The 26,766-nt window shown below is 71.9% G+C and carries 27 protein-coding genes; 18 read left to right on the forward strand and 9 right to left on the reverse strand.

The features are described from left to right. Positions 1 to 150: 150 nt before the first annotated feature. Entirely contained in the window at positions 151 to 810 is a 660-nt protein-coding gene (gene nucS, locus ACFWW9_RS25040; RefSeq protein WP_390382698.1) for an endonuclease NucS, read from the reverse strand. A gap of 76 nt (positions 811 to 886) precedes the next feature. On the opposite strand from nucS, the gene ACFWW9_RS25045 reads away from it, so the two are divergent. From ACFWW9_RS25045 to ACFWW9_RS25060, 4 genes are all read left to right on the forward strand, one after another. Continuing rightward, positions 887 to 1,423, forward strand: coding sequence for an NUDIX domain-containing protein (locus tag ACFWW9_RS25045; RefSeq protein WP_390382540.1), 537 nt, complete (start codon positions 887 to 889; stop codon positions 1,421 to 1,423). Then, the gene (locus tag ACFWW9_RS25050) at positions 1,420 to 1,932 is read left to right on the forward strand and encodes a GNAT family N-acetyltransferase (RefSeq protein ID WP_390382543.1); all 513 of its coding nucleotides are present in this window, start codon (positions 1,420 to 1,422) and stop codon (positions 1,930 to 1,932) included. Before ACFWW9_RS25045 ends, ACFWW9_RS25050 begins: the two co-directional genes overlap by 4 nt. An 85-nt stretch (positions 1,933 to 2,017) precedes the next feature. Continuing rightward, a complete protein-coding gene (locus tag ACFWW9_RS25055; RefSeq protein ID WP_390382546.1) occupies positions 2,018 to 2,701 on the forward strand; it encodes a response regulator transcription factor in 684 nt (227 codons plus the stop codon). Beyond that, a complete protein-coding gene (locus tag ACFWW9_RS25060; protein ID WP_390382550.1) occupies positions 2,701 to 3,996 on the forward strand; it encodes a sensor histidine kinase in 1,296 nt (431 codons plus the stop codon). The genes ACFWW9_RS25055 and ACFWW9_RS25060 overlap by 1 nt, the downstream gene beginning before the upstream one ends. Here the strand turns inward: ACFWW9_RS25060 and ACFWW9_RS25065 are convergent. From ACFWW9_RS25065 to ACFWW9_RS25075, 3 genes are read right to left on the reverse strand one after another with little or no spacing between them, the layout of a single operon-like run. Next, positions 3,978 to 4,928 (reverse strand): LysR substrate-binding domain-containing protein, encoded by a 951-nt coding sequence (locus ACFWW9_RS25065; RefSeq protein WP_390382553.1) that lies wholly within the window; start codon positions 4,926 to 4,928, stop codon positions 3,978 to 3,980. The genes ACFWW9_RS25060 and ACFWW9_RS25065 overlap by 19 nt on opposite strands. A gap of 7 nt (positions 4,929 to 4,935) precedes the next feature. After that, the gene (locus tag ACFWW9_RS25070; protein ID WP_390382556.1) at positions 4,936 to 6,468 is read right to left on the reverse strand and encodes an MFS transporter; all 1,533 of its coding nucleotides are present in this window, start codon (positions 6,466 to 6,468) and stop codon (positions 4,936 to 4,938) included. Beyond that, the gene (locus ACFWW9_RS25075) at positions 6,465 to 7,070 is read right to left on the reverse strand and encodes a flavodoxin family protein (RefSeq protein ID WP_390382559.1); all 606 of its coding nucleotides are present in this window, start codon (positions 7,068 to 7,070) and stop codon (positions 6,465 to 6,467) included. Before ACFWW9_RS25075 ends, ACFWW9_RS25070 begins: the two co-directional genes overlap by 4 nt. Positions 7,071 to 7,366: 296 nt before the next feature. Here ACFWW9_RS25075 and ACFWW9_RS25080 point away from each other — a divergent pair, with 296 nt between their 5' ends. Genes ACFWW9_RS25080 through ACFWW9_RS25135 form a run of 12 tightly spaced genes read left to right on the forward strand, consistent with a single transcriptional unit; the run spans position 7,367 to position 19,212 of the window. Continuing rightward, entirely contained in the window at positions 7,367 to 8,176 is an 810-nt protein-coding gene (locus ACFWW9_RS25080) for a 2-amino-3,7-dideoxy-D-threo-hept-6-ulosonate synthase (RefSeq protein WP_390382562.1), read from the forward strand. Further along, positions 8,173 to 9,276 carry a 3-dehydroquinate synthase II family protein gene (locus tag ACFWW9_RS25085; protein ID WP_390382565.1) on the forward strand — a complete coding sequence of 368 codons (1,104 nt, stop codon included), beginning with the start codon at positions 8,173 to 8,175 and terminating at the stop codon, positions 9,274 to 9,276. Before ACFWW9_RS25080 ends, ACFWW9_RS25085 begins: the two co-directional genes overlap by 4 nt. Further along, positions 9,276 to 10,652, forward strand: coding sequence for a class I adenylate-forming enzyme family protein (locus ACFWW9_RS25090; protein WP_390382567.1), 1,377 nt, complete (start codon positions 9,276 to 9,278; stop codon positions 10,650 to 10,652). Before ACFWW9_RS25085 ends, ACFWW9_RS25090 begins: the two co-directional genes overlap by 1 nt. Before the next feature lie 26 nt (positions 10,653 to 10,678). After that, complete coding sequence (locus tag ACFWW9_RS25095; protein WP_390382570.1) at positions 10,679 to 10,948, forward strand: acyl carrier protein; 270 nt, start codon at positions 10,679 to 10,681, stop codon at positions 10,946 to 10,948. After that, positions 10,945 to 11,211, forward strand: a complete 267-nt coding sequence (locus ACFWW9_RS25100) for a hypothetical protein (RefSeq protein WP_390382573.1) — start codon at positions 10,945 to 10,947, stop codon at positions 11,209 to 11,211. The genes ACFWW9_RS25095 and ACFWW9_RS25100 overlap by 4 nt, the downstream gene beginning before the upstream one ends. Further along, positions 11,204 to 12,346 carry a beta-ketoacyl-[acyl-carrier-protein] synthase family protein gene (locus ACFWW9_RS25105; protein ID WP_390382576.1) on the forward strand — a complete coding sequence of 381 codons (1,143 nt, stop codon included), beginning with the start codon at positions 11,204 to 11,206 and terminating at the stop codon, positions 12,344 to 12,346. The genes ACFWW9_RS25100 and ACFWW9_RS25105 overlap by 8 nt, the downstream gene beginning before the upstream one ends. Beyond that, a complete protein-coding gene (locus ACFWW9_RS25110) occupies positions 12,343 to 12,894 on the forward strand; it encodes a beta-ketoacyl synthase N-terminal-like domain-containing protein (protein ID WP_390382579.1) in 552 nt (183 codons plus the stop codon). Before ACFWW9_RS25105 ends, ACFWW9_RS25110 begins: the two co-directional genes overlap by 4 nt. Continuing rightward, on the forward strand, positions 12,891 to 14,555 hold the full coding sequence (locus ACFWW9_RS25115; protein ID WP_390382582.1) for a class I adenylate-forming enzyme family protein: 1,665 nt from the start codon (positions 12,891 to 12,893) through the stop codon (positions 14,553 to 14,555). The genes ACFWW9_RS25110 and ACFWW9_RS25115 overlap by 4 nt, the downstream gene beginning before the upstream one ends. Then, positions 14,552 to 15,073 (forward strand): hypothetical protein, encoded by a 522-nt coding sequence (locus tag ACFWW9_RS25120; RefSeq protein WP_390382585.1) that lies wholly within the window; start codon positions 14,552 to 14,554, stop codon positions 15,071 to 15,073. The genes ACFWW9_RS25115 and ACFWW9_RS25120 overlap by 4 nt, the downstream gene beginning before the upstream one ends. Positions 15,074 to 15,077: 4 nt before the next feature. Then, on the forward strand, positions 15,078 to 15,983 hold the full coding sequence (locus ACFWW9_RS25125; protein WP_390382588.1) for an NAD-dependent epimerase/dehydratase family protein: 906 nt from the start codon (positions 15,078 to 15,080) through the stop codon (positions 15,981 to 15,983). Beyond that, a complete protein-coding gene (locus tag ACFWW9_RS25130) occupies positions 15,956 to 17,833 on the forward strand; it encodes an FAD/NAD(P)-binding protein (RefSeq protein WP_390382591.1) in 1,878 nt (625 codons plus the stop codon). The genes ACFWW9_RS25125 and ACFWW9_RS25130 overlap by 28 nt, the downstream gene beginning before the upstream one ends. Next, positions 17,830 to 19,212, forward strand: a complete 1,383-nt coding sequence (locus ACFWW9_RS25135) for an adenylosuccinate lyase family protein (protein ID WP_390382595.1) — start codon at positions 17,830 to 17,832, stop codon at positions 19,210 to 19,212. The genes ACFWW9_RS25130 and ACFWW9_RS25135 overlap by 4 nt, the downstream gene beginning before the upstream one ends. On the opposite strand, the gene ACFWW9_RS25140 is transcribed toward ACFWW9_RS25135, so the two are convergent. From ACFWW9_RS25140 to ACFWW9_RS25155, 4 genes are read right to left on the reverse strand one after another with little or no spacing between them, the layout of a single operon-like run. Then, positions 19,197 to 20,414, reverse strand: coding sequence for an MFS transporter (locus tag ACFWW9_RS25140; protein ID WP_390382598.1), 1,218 nt, complete (start codon positions 20,412 to 20,414; stop codon positions 19,197 to 19,199). The two genes, ACFWW9_RS25135 and ACFWW9_RS25140, sit on opposite strands and share 16 nt — an antisense overlap. Next, positions 20,411 to 20,896 carry a MarR family transcriptional regulator gene (locus ACFWW9_RS25145; RefSeq protein WP_390382601.1) on the reverse strand — a complete coding sequence of 162 codons (486 nt, stop codon included), beginning with the start codon at positions 20,894 to 20,896 and terminating at the stop codon, positions 20,411 to 20,413. The genes ACFWW9_RS25140 and ACFWW9_RS25145 overlap by 4 nt, the downstream gene beginning before the upstream one ends. A 40-nt stretch (positions 20,897 to 20,936) precedes the next feature. Continuing rightward, positions 20,937 to 21,710 carry an enoyl-CoA hydratase-related protein gene (locus ACFWW9_RS25150; protein ID WP_390382604.1) on the reverse strand — a complete coding sequence of 258 codons (774 nt, stop codon included), beginning with the start codon at positions 21,708 to 21,710 and terminating at the stop codon, positions 20,937 to 20,939. Positions 21,711 to 21,730: 20 nt separating this feature from the next. Continuing rightward, complete coding sequence (locus ACFWW9_RS25155; protein WP_390382607.1) at positions 21,731 to 22,675, reverse strand: GlxA family transcriptional regulator; 945 nt, start codon at positions 22,673 to 22,675, stop codon at positions 21,731 to 21,733. 72 nt (positions 22,676 to 22,747) lie between these two features. Between ACFWW9_RS25155 and ACFWW9_RS25160 the strand changes: the two genes are divergently transcribed. Then, positions 22,748 to 23,284, forward strand: coding sequence for a cysteine hydrolase family protein (locus ACFWW9_RS25160; RefSeq protein WP_390382610.1), 537 nt, complete (start codon positions 22,748 to 22,750; stop codon positions 23,282 to 23,284). Here the strand turns inward: ACFWW9_RS25160 and ACFWW9_RS25165 are convergent. Beyond that, positions 23,277 to 25,271, reverse strand: a complete 1,995-nt coding sequence (locus ACFWW9_RS25165) for a protein meaA (RefSeq protein WP_390382613.1) — start codon at positions 25,269 to 25,271, stop codon at positions 23,277 to 23,279. The two genes, ACFWW9_RS25160 and ACFWW9_RS25165, sit on opposite strands and share 8 nt — an antisense overlap. Positions 25,272 to 25,489: 218 nt before the next feature. On the opposite strand from ACFWW9_RS25165, the gene murA reads away from it, so the two are divergent. Further along, positions 25,490 to 26,758 (forward strand): UDP-N-acetylglucosamine 1-carboxyvinyltransferase, encoded by a 1,269-nt coding sequence (murA, locus tag ACFWW9_RS25170; RefSeq protein ID WP_390382616.1) that lies wholly within the window; start codon positions 25,490 to 25,492, stop codon positions 26,756 to 26,758. The last annotated feature ends 8 nt before the right edge of the window (positions 26,759 to 26,766 follow it).

A 26,766-nucleotide genomic window follows, 5' to 3' on the forward strand; every position in this document is an offset into this window, starting at 1 on the left:
CTCCCCACCCTCACCCCGATCCCCAGCGCCTTCATGCCCGCAAAGGTTTGTCAAGGCATCTTTCCCGCCTTGACAAACCTTTGCGGGCATAGAAATAATTGCGCATCGGGGCGAGACCACGAGACCACGAGACCACACCCGGCACAACCCTCAGAACAACCGGAACTCGTCCGACTCAATCCCCCGCAAAGCGTCATAGTCCAAGATCAAGCACCGGATCCCCCGATCCTCCGCCAACACCCGAGCCTGCGGCTTGATCTGCTGCGCCGCGAACACCCCACGCACCGGCGCCAACAACGGATCCCGGTTCAACAGCTCCAGGTACCGGGTCAACTGCTCCACACCATCGATCTCCCCCCGCCGCTTGATCTCCACAGCGACGGACCCACCCTTCTCATCCCGGCACATCAAATCCACCGGCCCAATAGGCGTCGGGAACTCCCGCCGAACCAACGTCCACCCCTCCCCCAAGGTGTGCACGTGCTCAGCCAGCAACTTCTGGAGATCCGACTCCACCCCGTCCTTCACAAGCCCAGGCTCAGGCCCCAACTCGTGCTTGGAGTCGTGCATCACCTCTTCCAAGGTGATGATCAGCTTCTCGCCCGCCTTGTTCTGGACGATCCACATCCCCGGATCCTCGATCAGCCAGCACGGCGGGCTCATCCAGTTCAGCGGCTTGAAGGCGCGGTCGTCCGAGTGGATCGAGACGGAGCCGTCGGCCTTGATCAGGAGGAGCCGGTTGGCCATCGGCAGGTGGGCCGTGAGGCGGCCGACGTAGTCGACCTGGCAGCGAGCGATGACTAGACGCACCCGCGACAGGCTACGGGGTGCCACGGGAGATCCACAGCCAGGTACCGTCCGGTCATCCGGTTTCAGGGAGGGTGACGTGGACTCGCTCGGATCGCGTGAGGTGTACGCGAACGCGTGGATGACCGTGCGGGAGGATCCGATCCGCCGCGCGGACGGCAGCACCGGGATCTACGGCGTGGTGGACAAGCCGGACTTCGCGCTGATCATCCCGTTGGACGGGGAGCGGGTGCGGCTCGTCGAGCAGTACCGGTACCCGATCGGGATGCGGCGCTGGGAGTTCCCGCAGGGCACCGCGCCGGACCGCGCCGAGGAGAACCCCGGTGTGCTGGCCGAGCGCGAGCTGCGCGAGGAGACCGGGTTGCGGGCCGGGAAGCTGCTCGAACTGGGTGTGCTGGACGTGGCGCCGGGCATGACGAGCCAGCGCGGGCGGGTGTTCCTCGCCACGCAGCTCGTCGAGGGCTTCCACGAGCGGGAGCACGAGGAGCAGGACATGCGCTCGGCGTGGTTCCCGCGCGGCGAGTTCGAGGCGATGATCACCCGCGGCGAGATCACCGATGCCCAGTCGATCGCCGCGTACACGATGCTCCTGCTGCACGAACACGCCCAGCCGTGATCATCCGGCAGGTGACCGCGGGCGACCTGCCCGCCAACGCCCTCGCGGACCTGCTCGTGGACGTGGTCGACGGCGGCGCCTCCGTGGGCTTCCTCAGGGGCCTCACGCACCCCGTGGCGGCCACCTGGTGGTGGAACCTGGAACCGGCCGTCGAGGACGGCACGCTGCTGCTGTGGGTCGCGGAGGTCGACGGCCGGGTCGTCGGCACGGTCCAGCTGCGCCTGGCCACCCTGCCGAACTCCCGCCACCGCGCCGAGCTGGCGAAGCTGCTCGTCCACCGGTCCGCCCGCGGTCGCGGCATCGGCAAGGAGCTGATGCGCACCGCCGAGGAGGCCGCCCACGACGAGCGCGTGACGCTGCTGCTGCTGGACACCGAGACGGGCAGCCCGGCCGAGGGCCTCTACACGTCGCTGGGCTGGACGACGCTGGGCGTGATCCCGGACTACGCGCTCAGCCCGGACGGCGTGCTGAGCCCGACGACGTTCCTCTACAAGGCCCTCGACGAGTAGCACGTCGTCGCGGTCCGTACTACCACCGCGACGCCCAGTGAGATAGGGGGTGTGGGCGCGGTGGGGAACTGCCACAGTGGTCAGCGTGCCAAACCCAGCCGATGGGCCGGAGCCGATTCGACTGCTCGTCGTCGAGGACGACCAGGAGATGGCGGCCATGCTGGCCGAGTTGTTCGCCGCCGAGGGCTACGAGGTCGACGTGGCGCTGGACGGGCAGCAGGGGCTCCACCTGGCGTTGAGCCGCAAACCGGACATCATGGTGCTGGACCGGGGGCTGCCCGCGATCGACGGTCTTGACCTGATGGTGCGGTTGCGCCGGGTGGGCGTGACCGCGCGGATCCTGATGCTGACCGGGCTGTCCGACGTCACCGAACGCGTCCAGGGCTTGAACGCCGGGGCCGACGACTACCTCGGCAAGCCGTTCGAGCTGGACGAGCTGGTTGCCAGGGTGCACGCGCTGCACCGGAGGCACCTCGAGCACACCGACCTCCTCCCGCTCGGCCAGGGCCACCTCGACCTGCGGCACCGCGAGGTGCTGACGTCGACCGGCGGCGTGGTCAAGCTGTCCGCCCGCGAGTGCGACCTGCTGCGCACGCTCGCCGTCGCCCCCAACGCCATCTGCCGCCGGACGGACCTGCGCACGCAGGTGTTCCCGGAAGCCACCTCGGAGTCCATAGTGGACACTTACGTGCACTACCTGCGCCGCAAGCTCGGGCGCGAGGCCATCCGGACCGTCCACGGCCTCGGCTACCGCGCGGGGGCCGTCTGATGACGCCGGAACGCGCCGCGCTCGGCCGCGCCCGCTGGTCGATCACCGCCAGGCTCACGCTGCTGACCACGGTGATCGTGCTGCTCATCGAGTGCCTGATCTACCTGATCACGGCGAACATGCGCGACAACGACACCCGCCGCGACCTGCTGTGGACGGTGGAGCACTCGTCGATCTCCAGCCCGCCCGCGTGCACCTGGCTGGTCGTCGCGCGCGACGGCGTGGTCGCCGGAACGCCCGGTCTGCCCGCCGGGTTCCCGCTCGCCGGGAGCCTGCTCGCCGCCGACGTGCCGCGGTTCGAGGAGGTCCACCGCGACGGGCAGGACTACAGCGTCCTCACGCAGCGGCGCGGCGACGAGGTCGTGCAGGTCGTCTACGACGAGCGGTTCCACGTCCTGGAACGGCGGAACCTCCTGTTCGCGTTCGGGGTCGCGCTGCTGCTCACCGCGCTGGCGGTCGCGGCCGTCGTCGCGACGGCGAGCCGGTTCCTCTGCGAGAAGGCGATAGCGCCGCTCAACGACGCCCTGGCGCGGCAGCGGCGGTTCGTCGCCGACGCCAGCCACGAGCTGCGCGCGCCGTTGACGCAGCTGCACACCCGCGCGCAACTGCTGGCGCGCAAGGCGAACGCGCTCGACTGCCCCGAAGCGCTGGCCGCCGAGATGCAACGGCTGGTCAACGGCACCCGCCAGCTCGGCGACGTGGTCGACGACATCCTCAGCTCCGCGCTGTCCGGCGAGCAGCCGAGGACGGACCTGGTCGACCTCGCGGACCTGGCGGGCGAGGTCGTCGCGGCCGAGGACGCGCGGGCCGCGGAAACGGGGCTGCTGCTGGAGGTCCGGCACGAGCCGGGCCAGTTCCTGGTGCTGGGCGCGGAGTCCGCGTTGCGCCGGGTCGTCACCGCGTTGGTGGACAACGCGATCGGCCACACCCCGACGGGCGGCGCGGTCGTCGTCGCCGTGGAGGCGCCGACCCCGGACACGGTCCGGCTGTCGGTGCGGGACAGCGGGGTCGGCTTCGACCAGGCGGACGAGCGGGCGCTGTTCGAGCGGTTCACCCGCGGCGCGAACGGTCGCGGCAAGCGGTTCGGCATCGGCCTGTCGCTGGTCCGCGAGGTCGTCGAGGCCCACCACGGCACCGTGACCGCCGAGGGCGCGCCGGGCGCGGGCGCGGTGTTCACCGTGGACCTGCCCGCCGTGCGGCCCGCGATCCCGCTGCCCCGCGCCGAGGCCGCGTCGGTGGCGCGGGCCGCGATCTACTGGGCCAAGGGCGCGGGCGTTCACATAGCCCGGCGGTAGTCGACGACGCGGAACGGCGTGGTGGGCCGCCGGGTGCGGAAGCGCTCCTCGGACGCCGACGTGACGAGTTCGTCGGCGATGGCGGCCAGCGGCGACCCCGGCTGCCAGACCAGCATCGTGCGGCACCACAGGGGTTCGTCGGCGAGGTGCCGGAACACCACGCCGGGCACGGGGCCGGTGCTCGTCGGGAACAGCCCGACGGTCGTGCCCGAGCCGACGATGGTGGCCGCCGTGCCGTGGTCGGCGCCGAAGTGCCGGAACCGCGGCGCGAACCCGACGCGCTCGCACGCCGTCCGCAGGCTGTGCCGGAGCCCACCGGCCTTGTCCGGCGGCGCGACCCAGTCGTACTCGGCCAGGTGCGCGAGCCGCAGCCGGTCGCGGCCCGCCTCGGGGTGGTCGACGTGCAGGCCGACCAGCAGCGGTTCCACGCCCAGGTCGCGCACGACGAGCCGGTGCGGGCGGGGCGCGGGGGCGTCCGGGTACTCGGTGATCACCGCCAGGTCGAGCCGCGAGGTGCGCACGAGGTCGACGACGTCCGCGGAGTTCTCCTCCACGTAGGTGACCTGCTCGTGGTCCGGCAGCAGGCCGCGCAGCGCGGCGGCGACCGTGGAGATCCACGGGCTGTCCACGCCGCCCAGCCGGACCGCCGCGGCCGTCCCGCCGCTGTGGGCGCGGGTGCGCGCGGACGTGACGAGGTCGTCGAACCCGCCGATCAGGACCCGCGCGCCGAGCAGCACGTGGGTGCCCAGCTCGGTCGGCTCCACGCCGTGCGGGCGGCGGACGAACAGCGGCGCGCCGAACTCGCGCTCGATCCGGCCGAGCTGCGCGGTGAGGCCGGACTGGGCGATCCGCAGCGCGGCCGCCGCCCGGCTGATGCTGCCCGCCTCGGCTATCGCGACGACGACCTGAAGGTGTCGAAGGCCCAACTCCATGACGTCCTCACCTGTCCGGTCGGAAGCACCTGATGACGAACGCGACCCCGATCAGCGACAGCAGCGTCGCCCAGGTCGAGGACGTGTACATCGCTTGCAGGAACGCGTGGTTCGCGGCGTCGAGCAGCCACGGTTCGCGCGCGGCGGCGGCCACGGCCCGCGCGCCCTGCGCCGATTCCGCGGCCTGGTCGCGCACGGCCTCGGGCAGCCGCGCCAGCGACGGCGTGATCAGCCGGTGGTAGCTCGCGGTCAGCACGGAGCCGAGCACCGCGGTGCCGAGTGCCCCGCCGACCTGCCGCATCGCGCTGTTGATGGCCGCGCCCGCGCCGCTCACCCGCGGCGGCAGGACGGCCATCATCGCGGTGGTGATCGGGGCGCTGATCATCCCCATCCCGAAGCCCTGCACGACCAGCAGCACCACCAGGAAGGCGATGGACGTGCCCTGGTCGAACGTCACGTAGGTCGCGAAGGTGGCGATGGCCAGCAGCATCCCGCCGACGACCGTCCACCGGACGGTCAGCCACCCGGTGATCCGCGGCGACACCAGGTTGCCCACGACGATGCCCACCGCGGCGGCGACCATCACCAGCCCAGCGCCCAGCGGCGTGAGCCCGCGGATGCCCTGGAGGTAGAACGCGGTCGCGAACAGCTGCCCGGTGAGGCCGAAGAACGTGAACAGCAGCGCCACGCTGCCACCGGTGAACTGCCGCACGGCGAACAGCTTCACGTCGAAGCTGGGGTGCTCCGCGGAGCGCTGCACCAGCACGAACCACACCAGCAGCAGGACGCCGAGCACCAGCGGCACCAGCACGCCGACGCCCAGCCAGTCCGCGCGCTGGCCGCCCTCGATGATCCCGTAGACGAGGCTGCCCAGCCCCAGCACCGACAGCACCAGGCCGAACGGGTCGAGCGGGCGGCGGTCCGCGAACGTCAGCCGGGGCACGAACGCGACCACGCCGACCAGGCACGCGAGCACGATCGGCACGTTGATGAGGAACACCGAGCCCCACCAGAACCGGGCCAGCAGCACACCGCCCAGCACCGGCCCCAGCGCGACCCCGAGGCCGCTGGCCGACGCCCACAGCGCGATGGCCCTGGACCGCTGCGCGTCCGACGTGGTGCGGACGATGATCGACAACGTCGCCGGGATGACCAGCGCGCTGCCCACGCCCATCAGGCCGCGCGTCACGATCAGCTCCAGCGCGCTCCCGCTGAACGCGGCGAACGCCGAGGCGGCCGAGAACACCAGCAGGCCCGCGAACAGCGTGGCGCGCGGGCCGTAGCGGTCGCCGAGCGCGCCGCCCGCGAACATCGCCGAGGCCAGGACCAGCGAGTACGAGCTGCTGGCCCAGGCAAGCTCGCCCGCGTTCGCGCCGAGGCCGCGCACCGGGTCGGCAAGCGTCTCCAGCGCGATGTTGAGGATGGAGTTGTCCAGCCAGAGCAGCATGTGCGCGGCGACCGCGACCGCGACGACCGCCCACGTCCGCGTGGGCCGAACGCGCCCCTCCTCGGTGCCGGAGAGGTCCGAAACCCTTTTCACAGTGCCAGCGCCCTCTTGCCCTCGACGACGATCCGCGCGTACGTGGCCACCCTTCGGCCCAGGTATTCGGCGGTGTCCAGATCGGCCTTGTGCATCCGTTCGGGCCCTTCGTCGATGTTGGACTGCGCGGCGACGCCGAGCGAGTAGCCCAATCGGTTCAAGTCGTCCTCGCTGCCCTTGGTGGAGTTCCACCCGGAACGCAGTCCCAGGTTCACCCACACCATTCCGTGCTGGGCCGCGAACGTGGTGAAGTATCCGAGGGTGCCGGACTTGTCGCCCGCCTTCGCGCCCGAGTTCGTGAACCCGGCGGCGAGCTTGTCCTGCCAACGCCGCGTCAGCCACCGCCTGCTGCTCGCCTCCGCGAAGGCGTGGAACGCGGCCGACGCCGACCCCATGTAGGTCGGGGCCCCGAAGATCACCGCGTCCGCGTCGTCGAGCTGGAACCACTGCTCAGGGGTGATCTCGTCGACCGCGATCGACACGACGTCGGTGTCCGCGACGCCGCGGGCGCCCTGCCGCACGGCGGCGGCGAGCTTCCCGGTGTGGCCGCGCCCGTCGTGGCAGGCCACGACCAGGTGCACCGGATCCGTCGAATCGCTCAAGGCGACCTCCCGCTCTGCGTCGAGCCCGTCGATCGGAACACCGGCGAATCTGCCACGAAAAAATGAGAAAGTTCTTAGAGGTCCGACACGAACGTGAATGCGCCCGAACGGCGGTACGCCTCGACGTGTGTGAACACGGTCAAAATCGGTCGCGAATGCATCGTGAACCGCCATAACTGGCGGGTTATCGACAAGAGTTATTTGTCCGCCGCAGACGGCCGTGGCTAGCCTGGCGACATTGACTTTTCATTCACTTCCTTCGCAGGACAAGTTCTCGAAAAGGAGGTGTAGACGGCATGACGAATACCGGGAAGCTATTCCGCATGCGCCGGTTGTCCTCGGCGAACGACGGGAGGCACCTGTTCGTCCCGCTGGACCACAGCGTGTCCGACGGACCGGTCGTGCCCTACGACCGCTGGCACGACCTGCTCCGCGACCTCGTGGCGGGCGGGGCCGACGCGATCATCGTCCACAAGGGACGGGCCAGGCTCGTGCCGCCGGAGATCCTGGCCGACTGCGCGCTCGTGGTGCACCTCAGCGCGGGCACCGCCCACGCCGCCGACACCAACGCGAAGGTGCTCGTCGGCGAGGCGGAGGACGCGCTGAGGCTGGGGGCCGACGCGGTCAGCGTGCACGTGAACATCGGGTCCGACACCGAGGAGCGCCAGCTCACCGACCTCGGGACGGTCGCGACGGCGTGCGAGGCCTGGGGGCTGCCGCTGATCGCCATGATCTACCCGCGCGGGCCGCGGATCGTCGACCCGCACGACCCGGCGCTGCTGGCGCACGTGGTGAACATCGCCGCCGACCTGGGCGCGGACCTGGTGAAGACCTCGGTCACCGTGCCCACCCGCCGGATGGCGGAGGTCGTGGCGAACTCGCCGGTCCCGGTGCTCGCGGCCGGTGGCCCCACCGACGGTTCGGACCTCGTCGCCTACGCCACCGAGCTGATGGACGCGGGCTGCGCGGGGTTGGCGGTGGGCCGCAAGGTCTTCACCTCCGCCAACCCGGCGTCGCTCGTCGCCAGGCTGGCCGCGGTCGTGCACAGCTCCACCCGAGCAGACCTCTCCCGAATCCCGACGACGATGACGACAGGTGCCCTGTGACGCTCGCTTGGATCGACCTCCGCACCGTGGCCCCGCAGCACGTGGAGGGCGTCGTGGACGCCGCCATCCACTCCCGGCTGCACGGGCTCGTGTCCGACGACCCCGCCGTGCTGGCGACCCTGCCCCCGACGATCGCGAGCGTGCTGATCGGTGGGGACCTGGAAGACGGAGCCTTCACGACCGGCATCAGCGCCACGGTCGTCGCCGACCAGGCCGAGCTGGACGCGCTCGTGCTGGCCACCGGCGACCGCGACAACGCGGCCGCGTGGGTGGACGTGCACGACGACCGCACCCTCCAACTCGCCTGCGCCGCCGCCGTCGCGCTGCCCTACAGCGTGGTGCGGTTCGCCGACCCGACCAAGATCCCCCTGGAGATCGTGCTGGCCGCGGCCGACCGCGCGCCCGGCAAGCTGTTCACGGTCTGCGGCGACATCGAAGAGGCGTCGATCGTGGTCGACGTGCTGGAGCGCGGCTCCGAGGGCGTGATGCTCGCGCCGAAGGACGCGACCGAGGTGTTCGCGCTGAGCCGGATGCTGGAGGCGACCAGCCCGAAGCTGGAGCTGGCCACGCTGATCGTCGACCGCATCGAGCACCACGGCCTCGGCGACCGGGTGTGCGTCGACACCTGCACGCACTTCGAGGAGGACGAGGGCATCCTCGTCGGCTCCTTCTCGACCGGCTTCCTGTTGTCGTGCAGCGAAACGCACCCGTTGCCCTACATGCCGACCCGCCCGTTCCGGGTCAACGCGGGCGCGCTGCACTCGTACGTGCTCGGCCCGGAGAACCGCACCAACTACCTCAGCGAACTGCACTCCGGCAGCACGGTCCTCGCGGTCAACTCCGAGGGCCGCACCCGCCGGGTCGTGGTCGGCCGGTCGAAGCTGGAGTCCCGGCCGCTGCTCAGCATCACCGCGCACTCCGTGGACGGCGTCGTGGTCAGCCTGACCGTGCAGGACGACTGGCACGTCCGGCTGCTCGGCCCCGGCGGCAAGGTCCGCAACGTCACCGAGCTCCAGCAGGGCGACGAGCTGCTCGGCTACCTGGCGACCGACCAGCGGCACGTGGGCATCCCGATCGGCGAATTCTGCAAGGAGAGCTGATGCGGGCCCTCCTGGAAGCCCTGTTCGACGCCCACCCCGGCGACCTGCCCTACCTCGTGCACGACGAGCGCGTGGTGGACCGGGCCGAGGTGCGCGAATCCGTCGCCGCCGAGGCCAGGGTGTTCGCCGGGTTCGGCATCGGGGACGGGTCGACGGTCCTCGTGCAGGTGCCGTCGAGCCGCACCCAGGTGGAGGTCGTGTTCGCGCTGTGGTCGTTGGGCGCGCAGGTGATGCTGGTCGACCACCGGTTCGCGCCGCCGGAGGTCGAGGCGCTGCGATCGTTGTGCCGCCCCGAGTTCACCGTCCGCGCGACCGCGGGCGGCCGGTTCGCGATGGCGTTCCAGCCGACGTACGAGGTCGTCACCAAGCACCACCGCGACGGTGAGCGGGCCACGACGGACCACCGGCTGGTCCAGTTCAGCTCGGGGTCGACCGGGCAGCCGAAGGTGATCGGCCGGACCCCCGCGGCGCTGGCCGCGGAGGTCGAGCGGTTCACCCGGATCGCCGGGATGCCCAAGGCGGGCGAACGGGTGCTGCTGCTCAGCTCCACCGCCCACAGCTTCGGGCTGATCGCCGGGCTGCTGCACTCGCTGGCGGCGGGTGTGGCCGCGGTGTTCACGCCACGCCTGTCGGCCAAGGACGTGCTGGCCACGGCCGAGCGCCACGACGTGCACGCGATCTTCGGCACGCCGTTCCACTACGAGCTGCTGACCACGGCGAAGACCGTGCCGGCGCTGCCGTCCCTGCGGGCGGCGGTGTCCGGCGGCGAGCTGATGCCCGCCGGGGTCGCGGAGGCGTTCCGGGAGCGGTTCGGCGTCGGCCTCGGCGAGTCCTACGGCACGACCGAGACCGGCGTGATCGCGATGGACGTCAGCGGCGATGCGCGCCCGGCCGTCGGCAACGCAGCGCCGGGGATCACATTGCGCGTCAACGAAGGCGAGCTGGAAGTCGAACTCCCGGAGGGTTCTCCCTACCTCCGCGGGTCCGATGTGGATAGATATGTCGACACGTGGTTCCGCACCCACGACCGGGCCGTACAAGACGAGCACGGGGCCGTGAGCCTGCTGGGCCGCAGCGACTCGCTGGTGGTGATCGGCGGGCTGAAGGTCGACCTGGTCGAGGTCGAGTCCGTGCTGCGCCAGCACCCGCGGATCACCGACGTCGTGGTGATCCACGCCGAGTCGATCGAGGCGTACGTGTCCGCCGAGGAGGGCGGTCCCGGCGCGGGCGAGCTCACGGGCTGGTGCCGCGACCGGCTGGCCGCCTACAAGGTGCCGCGGCTGATCCGGGTGCTGCCCGCGCTCCCCCGCACCCCCAACGGGAAGTTGATCCGGCGCACGCAGACCCTGCGGAGCGCCGTTCCCGGACCGTCCTGATTTCCCACCGCAGAAGGGGTTGGCCGATGCCGACGCTCGAGAACGAGATCCGCGACTTCATCGTCACCACGGTCGTCAAGGACATGAACCACCCGATCGCGCCGGACGAGGTCGGCGTGGAGAGCCCGCTCGGCAGCGGCGGCATCGACCTGGACTCGCTGAGCCTGATCGAGCTGACCATGCGGCTGGAGCGGCGGTTCAACGTGCAGTTCCCGGAGACCGACATCGAGCCGCTCGGCGCGATGACCCTCGGCGAACTGGCGGCCGACATCGTCGAGCGGGGCGCCACAGCATGACGACGCGCGTGGAGATCACCACGGACGTGGTGCGGGAGCTGCTGTCCGACCCCAAGATCTTCCCGGAGCTGCCCGCCGACCTCGACGAGGACGCCGAGCTGGCCCTGGACTCGTTGGGGCTGGTGTGGTTCCTGCACCAGCTCGGCACCCGGTACGACCTGGTGATCGAGCCGGACGACGAGCAGCTCACCGCGTTCGGCTCGCTGCGCGGCATCACCGACTACCTCGTCCGCGTCCAGGCGGGTGAGCCCGTCGATGGCTGAGGTGGTGGTGACCGGGTTCGGGGTGCGGACGGCGTTCGGCAAGGGCGCCGACGCGGTCCGCCGAGGGGTGTTCGGCGGCCTGCCGTCGTTCGCCCCCACCACGCGGTTCGACACCGGCCCGTACCGGACCTCGTTCGCCGCCACCACCGGGGGCGACAAGCCCGACGCGCTGCGGGACGTGCTCGGCGAGTGCGCCGACGAGGCCGTGGGGATGGCCGGGCTGGCCGCGCGCGACGACACGGCCGTGCTGGTCGGGACGGCGGGCGACTTCGCGGCGCTGACCCGGTTCCGGCGTGGCGAGGCGGGCGTGGAGGTGGCCGACACGGTGCCCGCGCGGCAGGCGGACCTGCTGGCCGCGCGGCTCGGCGCGACGGGGCAGCGGTTGGCGTTCACCAACGCCTGCGTGGCCTCGGCGACGGCGATCATCCACGCCTGCCACCAGATCGCGTCCGGACGGCTGGCGTCGGCCGTGTGCGCGGGCGCGTACCTGGTGGAGGAGGAGAACTTCGCCAAGTTCGACTCGGGGAGGGCGCTGTCGCGCGGCGGCGTGGTGCGGCCGTTCAGCGCGGACCGCGACGGGCTGCTGCTCGGCGACGGCGCGGCGACCGTGGTGCTGGAGTCGGCCACGGCCGCGGAACGCCGGGGCGCGCGACCGTTGGCGGCCGTGGTCGGCTGGGGCGCTGGGTCCGACGCGCACCACATCGCCCGGCCGCACCCGGAGGGCGCGGGACTCGCCGCGGCGGCCAAGCGGGCGCTGCGCCGCGCGGGCGATCCGGACGGCCTGCGGGTCGACTACGTGAACGCGCACGGCACGGCCACCAAGCACAACGACCCGGCCGAGACCCGAGGGCTGCGGTCGGTGTTCGGCGCGCGGGCCGACCGGGTCCCGGTCAGCTCCACCAAGGGCACGACCGGCCACCTGCTGGAGGCCGCCGGGGTCGTGGAGTTCGTGATCACGCTGCTGGCGCTGGCCGACGGCGTGCTGCCGCCGACCGCGAACCTGACCGCGCCCGACCCGGAGTGCGACCTCGACCTCGTGCCGAACCGGTCGCGGCAGGCCGACGTCCGGCGGGCGCTGAGCGTGAACGCGGCGTTCGGCGGGGCCAACACCGCGCTCGTGCTGGAGCGCCGATGACCACCGCGAGCAGCGCCGACCCGGTGCCGGGGTTCATCGAGTCGGCGTTCAACCCCCTGGTCAACGCGGTCGCGCACCGGTGCCTGGTCGACCGGCCGGGCGACGGCGCGCGGACCGCGATCGTGCTCGGCAGCGTCGTCGGCGACTCGACCACGACGGACCTGGCCAGCACGTTGATGGTCGGCGGGCAGGTCGGCAACCCGCTGCTGTTCATGCAGGCCACGCCGAACGCCGTCCTCGGCTGGCTGAGCAAGGAGTTCGGCGTCACCGGGCCGCTGGTCGCGCTGTCCGCGACCGCCGACCTCGGGTCCGCGCTGCTCGACGCCGCGGCCGTCCTGCTGGACGACCCAGAACTCGACCGAGTCCTCGTCGTCGGCGTGGAGCTGACCGGGAACGACCGCACCACCGCCGCGCTGGGGGAGCTGGACCTCGAGCCGCCCACCGAGGACTTCGCGGTCGCCGTGTGGGTCGACCGCGACACCCCGCCCGACGGCGGCGGGCACGACCTACGGCACCTGGCCGTCCGAGACGAAGGGTCCACACCATGATCACCAAGGCGGAACGCGCGCGGATCCTGTCCGACGCGGACCTCGGCGCGGGCAACGTCATCCACCGGATGAAGGCCTACGGCCGGGACATGGAGGAGGAGGTGCTGTGGACCGACGGCACCTGGCGGGCCCCCGACGGGAGCCACCCCGCGGTGCTCACGCTCGGCGAGCTGCACGCCGCCGTCGAGGTCTACGCCTCCTGGTTCCACGCCCAGGGCGTGCGGCCCCGTGACCCCGTCGCCATCCAGACCCGCTCCAGCACCGAGTTCGCGGTCAACTTCCTGGCGCTGACGTCGTTGGGCGCGATCCCGTCGTTCGTCAACGGCAACCTGCGCCCGGAGATCGCCCGCGAGTACGTCCGCCGCCAGGGCGCGGTCGGCGCGGTGGCCGACGTCGAGCACCGCCCGACGCTCGCCGACGGCGACCTCGACCTCGGGTTCCTGGTGACCGCCGAGGACATCACCGCGGCCGGGCCGCTGCCGGAGTCCTACCCGTACCGGCACCACTCGACGGACCCGATCATCATCTCGCACTCGTCGGGCACGACGGGGATGCCCAAGGCCGTGCCGCACACCCACCAAACCCTGCTGTACGCCCAGCTGCACCGGTTGCGGCTGTCGGTCGGCGGCTCGATGGGCAGGCTGCTGGTGGCGCTGCCGGGCTCGCACAACGCGGCGATGTCGGTGATGATGTTCGGCCTGCTGCTGCGCTCGCCGGTGAAGCTGCTGTCCAGCCAGCGCGGGATCGACGTGCTGGACGCGGCGGAGGAGTTCCACCCCACGACGATCTTCGCGTTCGCGGGCACGTACGGCGAGATGGCCGCGGAGGACCTGTCCGCGCGCGACCTGGAGAGCGTGGAGGCCTGGTACAACACCGGCGACGCGGCCCACGAGGCCCACGTCCGGGAGCTGATCGCGCAGGGCAGCCACCTGGAGGTGAACCAGGACTTCCAGCGCGTCCGGGTGCCCGGCTCGGTGTTCACCGACGGCCTCGGCTCGTCGGAGACCGGCTACTCGATCTTCCACAACGGCCACAAGCCCGGCAGCACGGCGTACGGGCGGTGCATCGGCAAGCCGATCAGCTTCGCCGAGGCCGCGGTGCTGTCCGAGGACGGCCAACCGCTGCCGCCCGGCGAGGTCGGCAGGCTCGGCGTGCGCTCGCCCACGCTGACGCCGGGCTACTGGAACGACTCGCTGACGTTCCACCGGCTGCGGCTCGGCGGCTACTGGTTGACCGGCGACCTGTCCGTGCGGGACGAGGAGGGCAACTTCTACCACCTCGACCGCGCGCCGGACGCGATCCGGACGGCCGAGGGCATCGTCTTCAGCACCCGCACGGAGGAACTGCTGCTGGCGCAGCTCCCCGCGTTGGCGGACTGCACGGTCGTCGGCGTGGCCCCGGAGGGCGTGCGGGCGGACTGGGACGGCGACGGCGTGGCGGACGCGTACGTGCTGCTCCAGCTCGCGGACGACGACGGCACGGACGATGTCAAGTGGACGGAACTCGTCAACGAGACGTTGCGCGCCAAAGGTTTCCCGCCGTTGACGCGGGCGTTGCGAATGGACGCGACCGACGTGATCAAGGGCGCGACCGGCAAGGTGCTCAAGCGGCTCATGCGCGAGCGGTTCCAGGAACAGCTCGCCGGTGGAGGACGGGGATGACCGCGATCGAGGAGATCGACACCACCACCCGCGCGGAGATGATGGACGTCTACCGCTCGTGGTGGCTGCACGACGCCCGCTGGTACCAGGGCGTGGCGAAGCGGTTCGGGCACGCCGCCGCCAACGAGGTCAACGCCGAGGCGCTGCGGTACGTGGCCACCGGCATCGGCCGCAAGGTGCGGCGGCACTTCGGCGGGAAACCCGCGCGGGACATGGAGGAGCTGCGGCAGCGCTACGAGATGTGCGCCGACAAGACGTTCCCGCGCGAGCTGCGGGACATCCAGTCCGCCATCGTCGACGAGGACCTCGTCGAGATCGTCATCCGGCAGAACTTCGCGGTCACCATGGTCCGGATGGCGGGCTCGCTGGAGGGCTACGAGTGCCCGTGCACCGAGGTGCACGCCGGGTGGTCGGACGGCCTGGGCGTGGTGCTGGCGGAGAACTGCTCGACCGGGTGCCTGCGGCACGGGGACGCGGCGTGCCGGTTCCTGATGCGCGTCGCGCCGGAAGGGGACTGAGGTCATGCGGGTCGTCGTAGCCGGGGCCACCGGGCTCATCGGGGGCGCGTTGCTGCCGCTGCTGAAGGCCAGGGGCCACCACGTGGTCGCGCTGGTCCGCGACGAGGCGAAGGCCGTCGACGCGGACGAGGTCGTCGTGGCGGACGCGCTGGACCCGGTGGCGGTGCGGATCGCGCTGCGCGCCGCGCGGCCGGACGTCGTGGTGCACCAGCTGACCGCGTTGCGGCAGATGAGCGCGGACGCGCTGGAGGCCACGGCGCGGCTGCGCACCGAGGGCACCGCGAACCTGATCGTGTCGGCCAGGGAGGCCGGGGCGGGCAAGCTCGTGGTGCAGGGCATCTCGTTCGCCACGGCCCCGCTCGGCGCGCCCGTGCTGGACGAGGACGCGCCGCTGTACCTGGACGCGCCGGACCCGACGTGGGCGCGGACCGTGCAGGCCGTGGCCGAGATGGAACGGCTGGTGCTCGGCACGCCGGACATCGCGGGCACGATCCTGCGCTACGGCACGCTGTTCGGCGCGCAGACCCAGTACGACCCGGACGGCCCGTTCGGCGCGCGGGTCGGGCGGGGCAAGATGCCGATCCCCGAGTCGGCGACCGGCGTGACGTCGTTCGTGCACGTCCAGGACGCGGCGCTGGCCGCGCTGGCCGCGGTGGACAGCGAGGTCACGGGCGTCTTCAACATCGCCGACGACGAGCCCGCGGAGGGGTCGACGTGGCTGCCGGAGTACGCGCGGATGCTGGGGGCTCCCCCGCCGCGGGTGCTGCCCGGCGACATCGCCGAGAAGGTGCTGGGCTGGTTCACCCACCACCAGCTCACGGCCATGCGCGGCGCGCGGACGGACCGGGCGCGGGCCGAGCTGGGCTGGAAGCCGACGGTGTCGTGGCGGCGGGGACTGGCGTCCGGATGAGCGCGGCGCTGCGGATCTGCCTGATCGGCGCCGGACCGCGCGGGACCTCCGTGCTGGAACGGATCCTCGCCAACGCCGACGACGGGCCCCCGGTCGAGGTGCACGTCGTGGACCCGTTCCCGCCGGGGCCGGGCGGGGTGTGGCGCACCCACCAGTCCGACCACCTGCTGATGAACACGGTGGCCTCGCAGATCAGCCTGTTCACCGACGACAGCGTGCCCTGCGTGGGACCCGTCGTGCCCGGACCGAGCCTGTACGAGTGGGCGCGGCTGGGCGCGGACGGCGGCGACCCGGAGCAGGCCGCGGCGCTCGGCCCGGACGACTACCCGACCAGGGCGTTCTACGGCCGGTACCTGGCGTGGGTGTTCCGGCACCTGGTCGCCACCGCGCCGGCGTCGGTGGCGGTGCGGGTCCACTCGGGCACGGCGGTCGCGGTCGACGACACCGCGGACGGGCGGCAGACCGTGACGCTGCTCGACGGCACGCGCCTGACCGGCCTGGACGCGGTGGTGCTGGCGCTGGGCCACGGCCCGCTGGCCCGCAGCCGAGACCAGGAGGAGAGCCGCCGGTTCGCCCGGCGGCACAAGCTCGCCCACGTCGAACCGGCGAACCCGGCCGACGTGGACCTGTCCGCGATCACCCCCGGCATGGCCGTGGCGGTGCGGGGCATCGGGCTCAACTTCTTCGACTACCTGGCACTGCTGACGGTCGGCCGCGGCGGCGTGTTCGAGCGGGTCGGCGACGGCCTGCGCTACCGCCCGTCCGGCCGGGAACCCGTGCTGCACGTGGGTTCCCGGCGCGGGATCCCGTACCACGCGCGCGGCGAGAACCAGAAGGGCCCGCACGGCAGGCACCAGCCGTACTTCCTCACCGAGACGGTGATCGCGGGGCTGCGCAAGCGGTCCGAGTCCGGCGAGCCGGTCGGCTTCCGCGACGCGGTGTGGCCGCTGGTCGACCGCGAGGTCCGCGCGGTCTACTACTGCCTGCTGCTCAACGGACCGGCGGCCGAGGAGTTCCTCCGGTCCTTCGTGGAGGGAAACCCGGCGGACGACGAGTCCCTGCTGGCCCGGCACGGGATCACCGAGCGCTGGGACTGGGACCGCGTCGAACGCCCGCAGGGCGACCGGGTGTTCTCCGACCGCGACGACTTCCGCGCGTGGCTGCTGGACCACCTGCGCCACGACGTGCGGGAGGCCCGGCTCGGCAACCTGTCCAGCCCGCTCAAGTCCGCGCTGGACGTGCTGCGGGACCTGCGCAACGAGATCCGCCTGGTCGTCGACCACGGCGGCATCGACGGCGACTCCTACCGCGACGAACTGGAGGGCTGGTACAACCCGCTCAACGCGTTCACCTCGATCGGCCCGCCCGTGCGGCGGATCGAGGAGATGATCGCGCTCGTGGAGGCCGGCGTGCTGCACGTCGTCGGCCCGCGCGTCCGGATCCGCCGCTCCACCGCGGACGGCGTGTTCCTGGTCGACTCGGAGACCGTGCCCGGCCCGCCCGTCCGCTGCCGCGGCCTCGTCGAGGCCCGGCTGCCGGACGTCGACCTGCGGCGCAGCGCCAACCCGCTGCTGCGCTACCTGCTCACCACCGGCCGGTCCCGGCCGTACCACGTGGGCGACTACGAGAGCGGCGGCCTCGCCGTGACCGAGCGCCCCTACCGCCTGATCGACCGCACGGGCGCGGCGCACCCGGCGCGGTTCGCGTTCGGCGTCCCCACCGAGGGCGTGCACTGGGTGACGGCCGCGGGCATCCGCCCCGGCGTCGGCTCGGTCACCCTGGAGGACGCCGACGCCATCGCCCGCGCCGTGCTGACCGTCCACCCCCAGTACAGGAGCGTGAACGCTTGAGCGGCACCGATTCCGGCCTGCTGGCACCGACCTGGTCGGGCACCCCGGCCGAGGCGGCGACGTGCGACGAGGCGTGGTTGCGGGCGATGGTGGAGGTCGAGGCGGCACTGGCCCGGTCGCAGGCGCGGCTGGGGTTGATGCCGACCGCCTACGCCGACGTGATCACGAAGTCGGCCGACGCGGACGGCCTGGACGTCGTCGCGCTGGCCCGCGCGTCCCGCGCGGCGGCGAACCCCGTCGTGGCGCTGGTGCCCGCGTTCACCGCCGTGGTGGCCGCCGTGGACCCGGAAGCGGCCGAGCACGTGCACCGCGGCTCCACCAGCCAGGACGTGCTGGACTCCGCCGCGATGCTGATCGCCCGCCGGGTGCTCGCGCAGGTGGACGCTGACCTGAGCCGGGTCGCGGCGGCGCTGGCCGCCGTGGCGGAGGAGCACCGGGACACGCTGGTGGCGGGGCGGACGCTGGCGCAGCACGCCGTGCCCACGACGTTCGGGCTCAAGGCGGCGGGGTGGCTGCAACTGGTGCTGGACGCCCTGGCCCGCGTGCGGTCCGTCGCCTCGGCGGGCCTGCCCGCGTCGTTGGGCGGAGCGGCCGGAACCCTGGCCGCGTACGGGGAGTTCGCCAAGCTCGAAGGCGGGCTGCCGTTGGGTGGCGTGGAGCTGATCGGCCCGTTCGCCGAGGAACTGGGCCTGGCCGAACCGGTGCTGCCGTGGCACACGGTCCGCACGCCGATCGCGGACCTGGGCGCGGTGCTGAGCTTCGTCACGGGCGCGCTCGGCAAGTTCGCGCTGGACGTGCAGACGTTGTCCCGCACGGAGATCGGCGAGGTCGCCGAACCGGCGGCCGAGGGCCGTGGCGCGTCGTCGGCGATGCCGCAGAAGCGCAACCCGGTGCTGGCCACGCTCATCGTGTCGGCCGCCCGCCAGGTCCCGGCGCTGGCGCTCGTGCTGGCGCAGTCCATGCTCGCCGAGGACGAACGCCCGGCGGGCGCGTGGCACGCCGAGTGGCAGGCGTTGCGCGAGGCGCTGCGCCTGGCGGGCGGCGCGGCCTTCACCGCCGCCGAACTCGCCGAGGGCCTGGAGGTCCACCCGGACCGGATGCTGGCCAACGTCGACCTGACCCGTGGCGCGATCGTCGCCGAGCGCCTGGCCGTCGCCCTGACCCCTGTCCTGGGCAAGGCGAGGTCGAAGTCGTTGCTCACCAAGGCCTCCTTCGACGCGTTCAGCACCGGCCGCACGCTCGGCGAGGTCCTGCGCACCCTCCCGGACCTCGACGACGTGGACCTCGACGACCTGCTCGACCCGGCCCGCTACACCGGCGCGGCGGGCCCGCTCGTCGACCGCGTCCTGCTCCGCTACCGCAACTACACCGGTGCCTGAGCCTTCCGCAGCGCGGGCGTGGACGCACCGACCAGCGCGACCGCCGCCACGCACAGCAGTCCCCCGCTGACCAGCGAGAACGTCCCCGAGGTCGCACCGGCCACCAGGCCGGCCCGCATGTTGCCCACGTCCGGTCCGGCCTGCCCGACGATCTGCTCGGCGGCGGCCACCCGTCCCAGCATCGAGTCGGGCGTGTGCAGCTGGATGATCGCCCCGCGCGACACCACCGACATCGTGTCCGAGACCCCGGCCAGCACCAGGAACCCCAACCCCACCCACGGGTTCGAGGCCACCCCGAACAACGCCAACGACACGCCCCACCCCACGGACCCGACCAGCATCACCACGCCGGGCCGCGCGGAACTCGTGAACACCCCGGAGAACACCGACGCCACCACCCCTCCGACGGCGATGGCCGTGAGGAACAGCCCGAACGTGCGCGGGTCCCCGCCGAACCTCTCGGCGTTGACCAGCGGGAACAGGCTGATCGGCATCGACAGCACCATGGCGGCCAAGTCCGTCAGCAACGCCCCGCGCACCACCGGCGCCCGCACCAGGAACACCAGCCCGTCCGCCACCCCGCGCAGCCCCGGCCGGGACAGCTCCCCGTCCGGCAGCATCTCGGGCAGCCCGAAAGCCCCGTAGAAGGCCAGTCCGAACGCGATGACGTCCACCAGGTAGCACCCGCCGACCCCGACCCACCCCAGCAGCAGCCCGGCCAGCGCGGGCCCCAGCAGCATCGACCCCTGGAAGGCGATCCGGTTCAACGCCAATCCGGCCGCGAGTTGCCCTGGGGGCAACAACCGGGGGAGGAACGTCCGCGACGCGGGCCCGCCCCCGGCCACGAAGCACGACTGCACCGCCACGATCGCCAGCACGCCGACGACCGGCAGGTGCCCGAAGAACCCTTGCACCACAAGGAGGACCGAACACGCGGCCTGTCCCACCAGCGTGATCAGGTAGAACCGCCGCCGGTCGACCCGGTCCACCAGCGACCCGGCGAACAGCCCGAACACGATGATCGGCACGGCCTGCGCCAACCCCACGGCCCCGGTCCACACGGTGCTGCCGGTCGTGTCCCACACCTGGAACATGACGGCGACCAGGGTCATCTGGGTGCCGAACCCGGAGAACACCCGCCCCACGAACAACCGCCGGAACACCGGCAGCCGCAACGGTTCCACGTCCAGCAGCAGCTTCACGACCAGGCCTCGTCGTCGGCCAGCTTCTCGGCGATCCGGTCGTGGAAGCTCTTGCGCTCCAGCAGTGCCGCGATGTCCGCGACCACCCTCGTCAACGGGTAGGGCAGCTCGGCCTCGATCTCCGCGACCGCCTCCTCGGTGGCGCGCCACTCGGCCGCCAGCCGCCCCACGATCGCCTCGGCCTTGGGCGTCAGCAGGACCAGCTTGCTGCGCCCGTCCGGCCCCTTCCCGGTCGCCACGAACCCGGCGGCCCGCATCGCGGCCACCTTCTGGCTCAGCGCGGAGTGCGTCCGCTCCACGGAGTCGGCCAACTCGGTGATGGTCATCGGGCCGCGCACGTGCAGCCGGATCAGCTCCATCACCCAGTTCGGCTTGAGCCCCTCGACCCGCGCCTCGCGGTAGAGCAGCTCGATGTCGTCGTCCATGCCCGCCAGCAACAGCCGCAGCGGACCCCAGTGGCTCACCTCGGTGGGATCGTTCACCGGGCGATCGTAACAGCACTTATATAAGCACTGTCAAAGTTTAATCCGTCCAGACCGGCGGACGCTTCTCCAGGAACGCCGCCCGCCCCTCCACCGCCGCGGGCGTCTGCGCCGCGGCGGCCATCACCTCGACCGCGATGGCGTACGCGTCGGCCTCGGGCCGGTCGAGCTGCGCGTACAACGTCTGCTTCCCCACCGCCTTGCTGGCCCGACTCCCCCTCGTGGCCCGCGCCAGCAACTCGTCCACGGCCGCGTCCAACTCGGCGGCGGGCACGACCCGGTTCACCAACCCCCACCGTTCAGCCGTCACGGCGTCGACCACGTCCCCGGTCAACGCCATCTCCATCAACCGCTTCCGCCCGACGGCCCGCGCCACCGGCACCGCGGGCGTGTGGCAGAACCACCCGGCCTTCCCGCCAGGCAACGCGAACCCGGCCTCCTCGGCCGCCACCGCGAGATCGCAGGACGCCACCAGCTGACACCCGGCGGCCGTGGCCAACCCGTGCACCCGCGCCACCACCACCTGCGGCACCGACTCGATCGTCCGCATCAAGTCCGTGCACAACGTCAGCAACTCCCGAACCCCGTCCAGGTCCCGAGCCGCGACGTCCTCGAAGTCGTGCCCGGCCGAGAACACCGGCCCCGCCCCTCCGAGCACGATCCCGGACGCTCCACTGCCCGCCGCCGCGTGGAACGCCGCCAACAACTCCGTGAGGTGCGAGAACGACAACGAGTTCCGCTTGGCCGGACGGTTCATCGTGATGCGCACGACGTCCGGGGTCTCGACAACGATCAGGTGCTGGTAGTCGGCCATACCCTCGACCGTAGCCCCGCCTAGACCGCCACGCGGAACGTCCGCCGGTAGGCGTCCGGCCCGACCCCCAACTCCGCCCGCAACCGCCGCCGCAGGTTCGCCGACGTCCCCAGCCCCGACCGCTCGGCCACCCGGTCCACCGGCAGGTCCGTCGTCTCCAGCAACCGCTGCGCCAACCGCACCCGCTGCACCTGCAACCACCGCCCCGGCGTGCTCCCGGTGGCCTCCACGAACGCCCGGTGGAACGTCCGCTCGCTCAACCCGGAGTGCTCGGCCAGGTCCCCCACCCCGATGGGGTCCGCCAACCTCGACACCGCCCAGTCCACTGTGGACGCCATCCCGGCCTTGACCACCCGGCGGGGCACCGGCGCTTCCGCGTACTGCCGCTGGTCGCCCTCCCGCACCGGCGGCATGACCATCCGCCGCGCGATCGTCGCCGCGACCTCGGCCCCGTGGTCCCGCCGCACGAGGTGCAGGCACAGGTCGGCGCACCCCAGCACCCCGGCCGACGTGTACACCGGGTCGTCCGACGTGAACAGCACGTCCCGCCGCACCACCGCCCGCGGCGCGGCGGCGGTCAACTCGTCCAGCATCCGCCAGTGCGTGGTGGCCGACCGCCCGTCGAGCAGCCCGGCGGCCGCCAGCACGAACGACCCCGAGCACAACCCGGCGACCGTGCCGGTGTACCCGCGCAACGCGTCCAGCACCGCTGGAGGCACGGGCGCGAGCGGATCACCTCGACCCGGCACCAGCACGAGATCGCACCCCGCGAGCCCGTCCAACCCGTGCGTGGCCGCCAGGTCGCCGATCGGCGCGAGCCGGGTCGTCGCCCGGTCCGGCGCGCACAGCCGCAGCTCGAACAGCGGCACGGCCGAGTCGGTCCGGTCGATCCCCCACACCTCGCTCACCACCGACACGTCGAAGATCCGACTCCCCGGCAGCAGCAGGACGCCCACGGTGCGCATGGCAGGAAAGTACCGCACCGCGCGGCTCTTGCCACTCCCCTGACCAGCGCTGCGACGGCCAGAGTTCACCCCATGACAGCTCTGATCCTGATCGACGTGCAGCGCGGCTTCGACGACCTGGAGTTCTGGGGTCCGCGCAACAACCCCGACGCCGAGGCGAACATCGCCGCGCTGGTGCAGGCCTGGAAGGGCCCGGTCGTGCAGGTGCGGCACGACTCGGTCAAGCCCGGTTCACCGCTGGCGGCGGGCACGCTCGGCAACACGTTCAAGCCCGAACTCGACGGCCTGGAACCGGACCTGATGTTCACGAAGACCGTGAACTCCGCGTTCCACGGCGAGGTCGACCTGCACGCGTGGCTGAAGGGGCGCGGCATCACCGACATCACCGTGGTCGGCATCTCCACCAACCACTGCGTCGAGACGACCGCCCGCGTCGGCGGCAACCTCGGCTACCGCGTGGTCGTGCCGATCGACGCCACCTACACGTTCGACCTCGAAGGCCTCACGGCCGACCAGCTGACCGCCGCCACGGTGGCGAACCTGCGCGGCGGCGGCTTCGCCGAGATCACCAGCACCAAGGAGGTGCTGGACGAGATCTGCCCTACGTGAGCCCGTGCGCCTCGCGGACGACCGTGACGATCTCGTCCATGATCTGCGTCAGCTCGTAGTCCTTGGGCGTGAAGACCCTGGCCACACCGCGTTCCTTGAGCTTCTCGGCGTCGTCGGGCGGGATGATCCCCCCGACGATGACCGGGATATCTCCCGCACCGGCGGCCCGCAGGCCGTCGACGACGGCGGGCACGACCTCCAGGTGCGAGCCGGACAGGATCGACAGCCCCACCACGTGCACGTCCTCCTGCACGGCGGCGGACGTGATCTGCGCGGGCGTGAGCCGGATGCCCTGGTAGACCACCTCGAACCCGACGTCGCGAGCCCGCACGGCGACCTGCTCGGCCCCGTTCGAGTGCCCGTCCAGGCCGGGCTTGCCGACCAGGATCCGCAGCCGTTCGCCGATCTCCTCGCCGGTGGCCCGCACGCGGTCGCGCACCCGCGCGATCTCCGTGCCCGCCTCACCCGACGCCGACGCGGCCGAAACCCCGGTGGGAGCCCGGTATTCGCCGAACGTCTCGCGCAACGCCTGCGACCACTCGCCCGTCGTGACCCCGGCCTTGGCACACGCGATCGTGACCTCGACGAGGTTCGCGTCGGTCTTCGCCGCCGCGCGCAACGCCTGGAGCGACGAGTCCACCAGGGACTCGTCCCTCCCCGCCCGCCACTCGCGGATCGCTTCCACCGCCTGGAGTTCGACGATCGGGTCGATCGTCTCGATCGCCTTCGCGCCCTCGGCCTGCAACGGCGACGGCTCGCTCGTGGCGAACTTGTTCACGCCCACCACGACGTCCTCACCGGACTCGACCCGGCGCCGCCGGTCGGCCAGCGAGCTGACGAGCGCGGACTTCATGTACCCGCTCTCGACGGCCGCGACCGCGCCGCCCATGGCCTGCACGCGGTCGATCTCCTCGCGCGCCCCGGCGGTGATCTCCGCGACCTTGGCCTCGATCACCTTCGAGCCCTCGAAGATGTCCTGGTACTCCAACAGGTCCGTCTCGTAGGCCAGCACCTGCTGCATCCGCAGCGCCCACTGCTGGTCCCACGGGCGCGGCAACCCCAGTGCCTCGTTCCACGCGGGCAACTGGATCGCCCGAGCCCGCGCGTCGCGCGACAGCGACACCGCCAGCATCTCCAGCACGATCCGCTGCACGTTGTTCTCCGGCTGCGCCTCGGTCAACCCCAGCGAGTTGACCTGCACGCCGTACCGGAACCGCCGCTGCTTCGGGTCGGTGATGCCGTACCGCTCGCGGGTGATGTCGTCCCAGAGCTGGGTGAACGCCCGCATCTTGCACATCTCCTCGACGAACCGCACGCCCGCGTTCACGAAGAACGACATGCGCGCGACCACGTCGCCGAACCGCTCCGGCGGCACCTGCCCGGAGTCGCGGACGGAGTCCAGCACGGCGATCGCCGTCGACATCGCGTACGCGACCTCTTGCGCGGGCGTCGCGCCCACCTCTTGCAGGTGGTACGAGCAGATGTTGATCGGGTTCCACTTCGGCACGTTCGACACGGTCCACGCGACCATGTCCGTGATCAGCCGCAGGCTGGGGCCGGGCGGGAACACGTACGTCCCGCGCGACAGGTACTCCTTGATGATGTCGTTCTGCGTCGTCCCGGCGAGCTGGTTCGGGTCGGCCCCGTGCTCCTCGGCCACGCTCACGTACAGCGCGAGCAGCCACATCGCCGTCGCGTTGATCGTCATGGACGTGTTCGCGCCGTCGAACGGGATCCCGTCGAACAGCCTGCGCATGTCCCCGATGTGCGAGATCGGCACCCCGACCTTGCCCACCTCGCCCTTGGCGAGCTCGTCGTCGGGGTCGTACCCGGTCTGCGTCGGCAGGTCGAACGCCACCGACAGGCCCGTCTGGCCCTTGGCGAGGTTCCGCCGGTACAGCTCGTTGGACGCGGTGGCGGACGAGTGCCCCGCGTAGGTCCGCATGACCCACGGGCGGTCGCGCTCGCGGTCGGCCGGGTACGGCAAGACAACCTCCCGAGGCCGGTGACGACGTTGTTGCCCGTAGCGTACTGACCAGTAACACGCCGTCCACGTGCCGTTGCTCACTGAATCGGTACCAGTGGGCGGGGTCTCAGCGCCGGGGAACCCGTCCGCCCTTCCCGCACTCCAAGGGGCTCAGGCACGGGCTCGATTCAGAACCTCCGTAGGATCGCCCATCAGGGGCAAGGTTGAGGAGTTCTTTGGTGAGTGAGCATTTCCGGGTCCACGGCGGGGCGCGCCTGGTCGGCGAGGTCGATGTCGTCGGGGCCAAGAACAGCGTGTTGAAGCTGATGGCGGCGGCTCTGCTCGCCGAGGGCACGTCCACGATCACGAACTGCCCGGAGATCCTGGACGTGCCGCTCATGGCGGACGTCCTGCGCAGCCTCGGGTGCGTCGTGGTCATCGAGGGCGACGTGGTCACCATCACCACGCCCGCCGAGCTGAACCACCGCGCCGACTCCGAGGCGATGGGCAAGCTGCGCGCGTCGGTGTGCGTGCTCGGGCCGCTCGTCGGGCGCTGCAAGCGCGCGGTCGTGGCGCTGCCCGGCGGTGACGCGATCGGCTCGCGACCGCTGGACATGCACCAGGCCGGCCTGCGGAAGCTGGGCGCCACCACCGAGATCGAGCACGGCTGCGTCGTCGCGAACGCCGAGGGCCTGCACGGCGCGCAGATCTGGCTGGACTTCCCCAGCGTGGGGGCGACCGAGAACATCCTGATGGCCGCGGTGCTGGCCAAGGGCACGACGGTGATCGACAACGCGGCCCGCGAGCCGGAGATCATCGACATCTGCCTGATGCTCCAGGACATGGGCGCGAAGATCGAGGGCGCGGGCACGTCCACGCTGACCGTCCACGGCGTCGACAGCCTGAACCCGACCGACCACCGCGTCGTCGGCGACCGGATCGTCGGCGCGACCTGGGCGTTCGCCGCCGCGATGACCCGAGGCGACATCCGCGTCCGCGGCGTGAACCCGCACCACATCGACCTCGTGCTGGAGAAGCTCCGCATGGCGGGCGCCGAGGTCACCACCTACGAGGGCGGCCCGGACGAGGGCTTCCGCGTGGTGCAGGTGGAACGCCCGAAGTCGGTCGACTTCGTCACCCTGCCGTACCCCGGTTTCGCGACCGACAACCAGCCGTTCGCCATCGCGCTGTCCACGGTCTCCGAGGGCACCTCGATGATCACCGAGAACCTCTTCGAGGCCCGGTTCCGGTTCATCGAGGAGATGATCCGCCTGGGCGCCGACGCCCGCACCGACGGCCACCACGCCGTCGTCCGCGGCGTCGAACGCCTCTCCAGCGCCCCCGTGTGGGCGTCGGACATCCGCGCGGGCGCGGGCCTCGTGCTGGCAGGCCTGTGCGCCGACGGCGCGACCGAGGTGTACGAGATCTTCCACATCGAACGCGGCTACCCCGGCTTCGTCGAGAACCTCCGCAAGCTGGGCGCGAGCGTCGAACGCGTCTCCGCTTGACCGGACGG

It is taken from the genome of Umezawaea sp. NPDC059074, from assembly GCF_042738955.1.
Classification (GTDB): domain Bacteria; phylum Actinomycetota; class Actinomycetes; order Mycobacteriales; family Pseudonocardiaceae; genus Umezawaea.

Excerpts from the sequence above, each read along its gene's own strand:
- ACFWW9_RS25060 (WP_390382550.1), top strand. The coding sequence starts at position 2,701 with ATGACGCCGGAACGCGCCGCGCTCGGCCGCGCCCGCTGGTCGATCACC.
- ACFWW9_RS25065 (WP_390382553.1), bottom strand. The coding sequence starts at position 4,928 with ATGGAGTTGGGCCTTCGACACCTTCAGGTCGTCGTCGCGATAGCCGAG.
- ACFWW9_RS25080 (WP_390382562.1), top strand. The coding sequence starts at position 7,367 with ATGACGAATACCGGGAAGCTATTCCGCATGCGCCGGTTGTCCTCGGCG.
- ACFWW9_RS25090 (WP_390382567.1), top strand. The coding sequence starts at position 9,276 with ATGCGGGCCCTCCTGGAAGCCCTGTTCGACGCCCACCCCGGCGACCTG.
- ACFWW9_RS25095 (WP_390382570.1), top strand. The coding sequence starts at position 10,679 with ATGCCGACGCTCGAGAACGAGATCCGCGACTTCATCGTCACCACGGTC.
- ACFWW9_RS25100 (WP_390382573.1), top strand. The coding sequence starts at position 10,945 with ATGACGACGCGCGTGGAGATCACCACGGACGTGGTGCGGGAGCTGCTG.
- ACFWW9_RS25105 (WP_390382576.1), top strand. The coding sequence starts at position 11,204 with ATGGCTGAGGTGGTGGTGACCGGGTTCGGGGTGCGGACGGCGTTCGGC.
- ACFWW9_RS25110 (WP_390382579.1), top strand. The coding sequence starts at position 12,343 with ATGACCACCGCGAGCAGCGCCGACCCGGTGCCGGGGTTCATCGAGTCG.
- ACFWW9_RS25115 (WP_390382582.1), top strand. The coding sequence starts at position 12,891 with ATGATCACCAAGGCGGAACGCGCGCGGATCCTGTCCGACGCGGACCTC.
- ACFWW9_RS25120 (WP_390382585.1), top strand. The coding sequence starts at position 14,552 with ATGACCGCGATCGAGGAGATCGACACCACCACCCGCGCGGAGATGATG.
- ACFWW9_RS25125 (WP_390382588.1), top strand. The coding sequence starts at position 15,078 with ATGCGGGTCGTCGTAGCCGGGGCCACCGGGCTCATCGGGGGCGCGTTG.
- ACFWW9_RS25150 (WP_390382604.1), bottom strand. The coding sequence starts at position 21,710 with ATGGCCGACTACCAGCACCTGATCGTTGTCGAGACCCCGGACGTCGTG.
- ACFWW9_RS25155 (WP_390382607.1), bottom strand. The coding sequence starts at position 22,675 with ATGCGCACCGTGGGCGTCCTGCTGCTGCCGGGGAGTCGGATCTTCGAC.
- ACFWW9_RS25160 (WP_390382610.1), top strand. The coding sequence starts at position 22,748 with ATGACAGCTCTGATCCTGATCGACGTGCAGCGCGGCTTCGACGACCTG.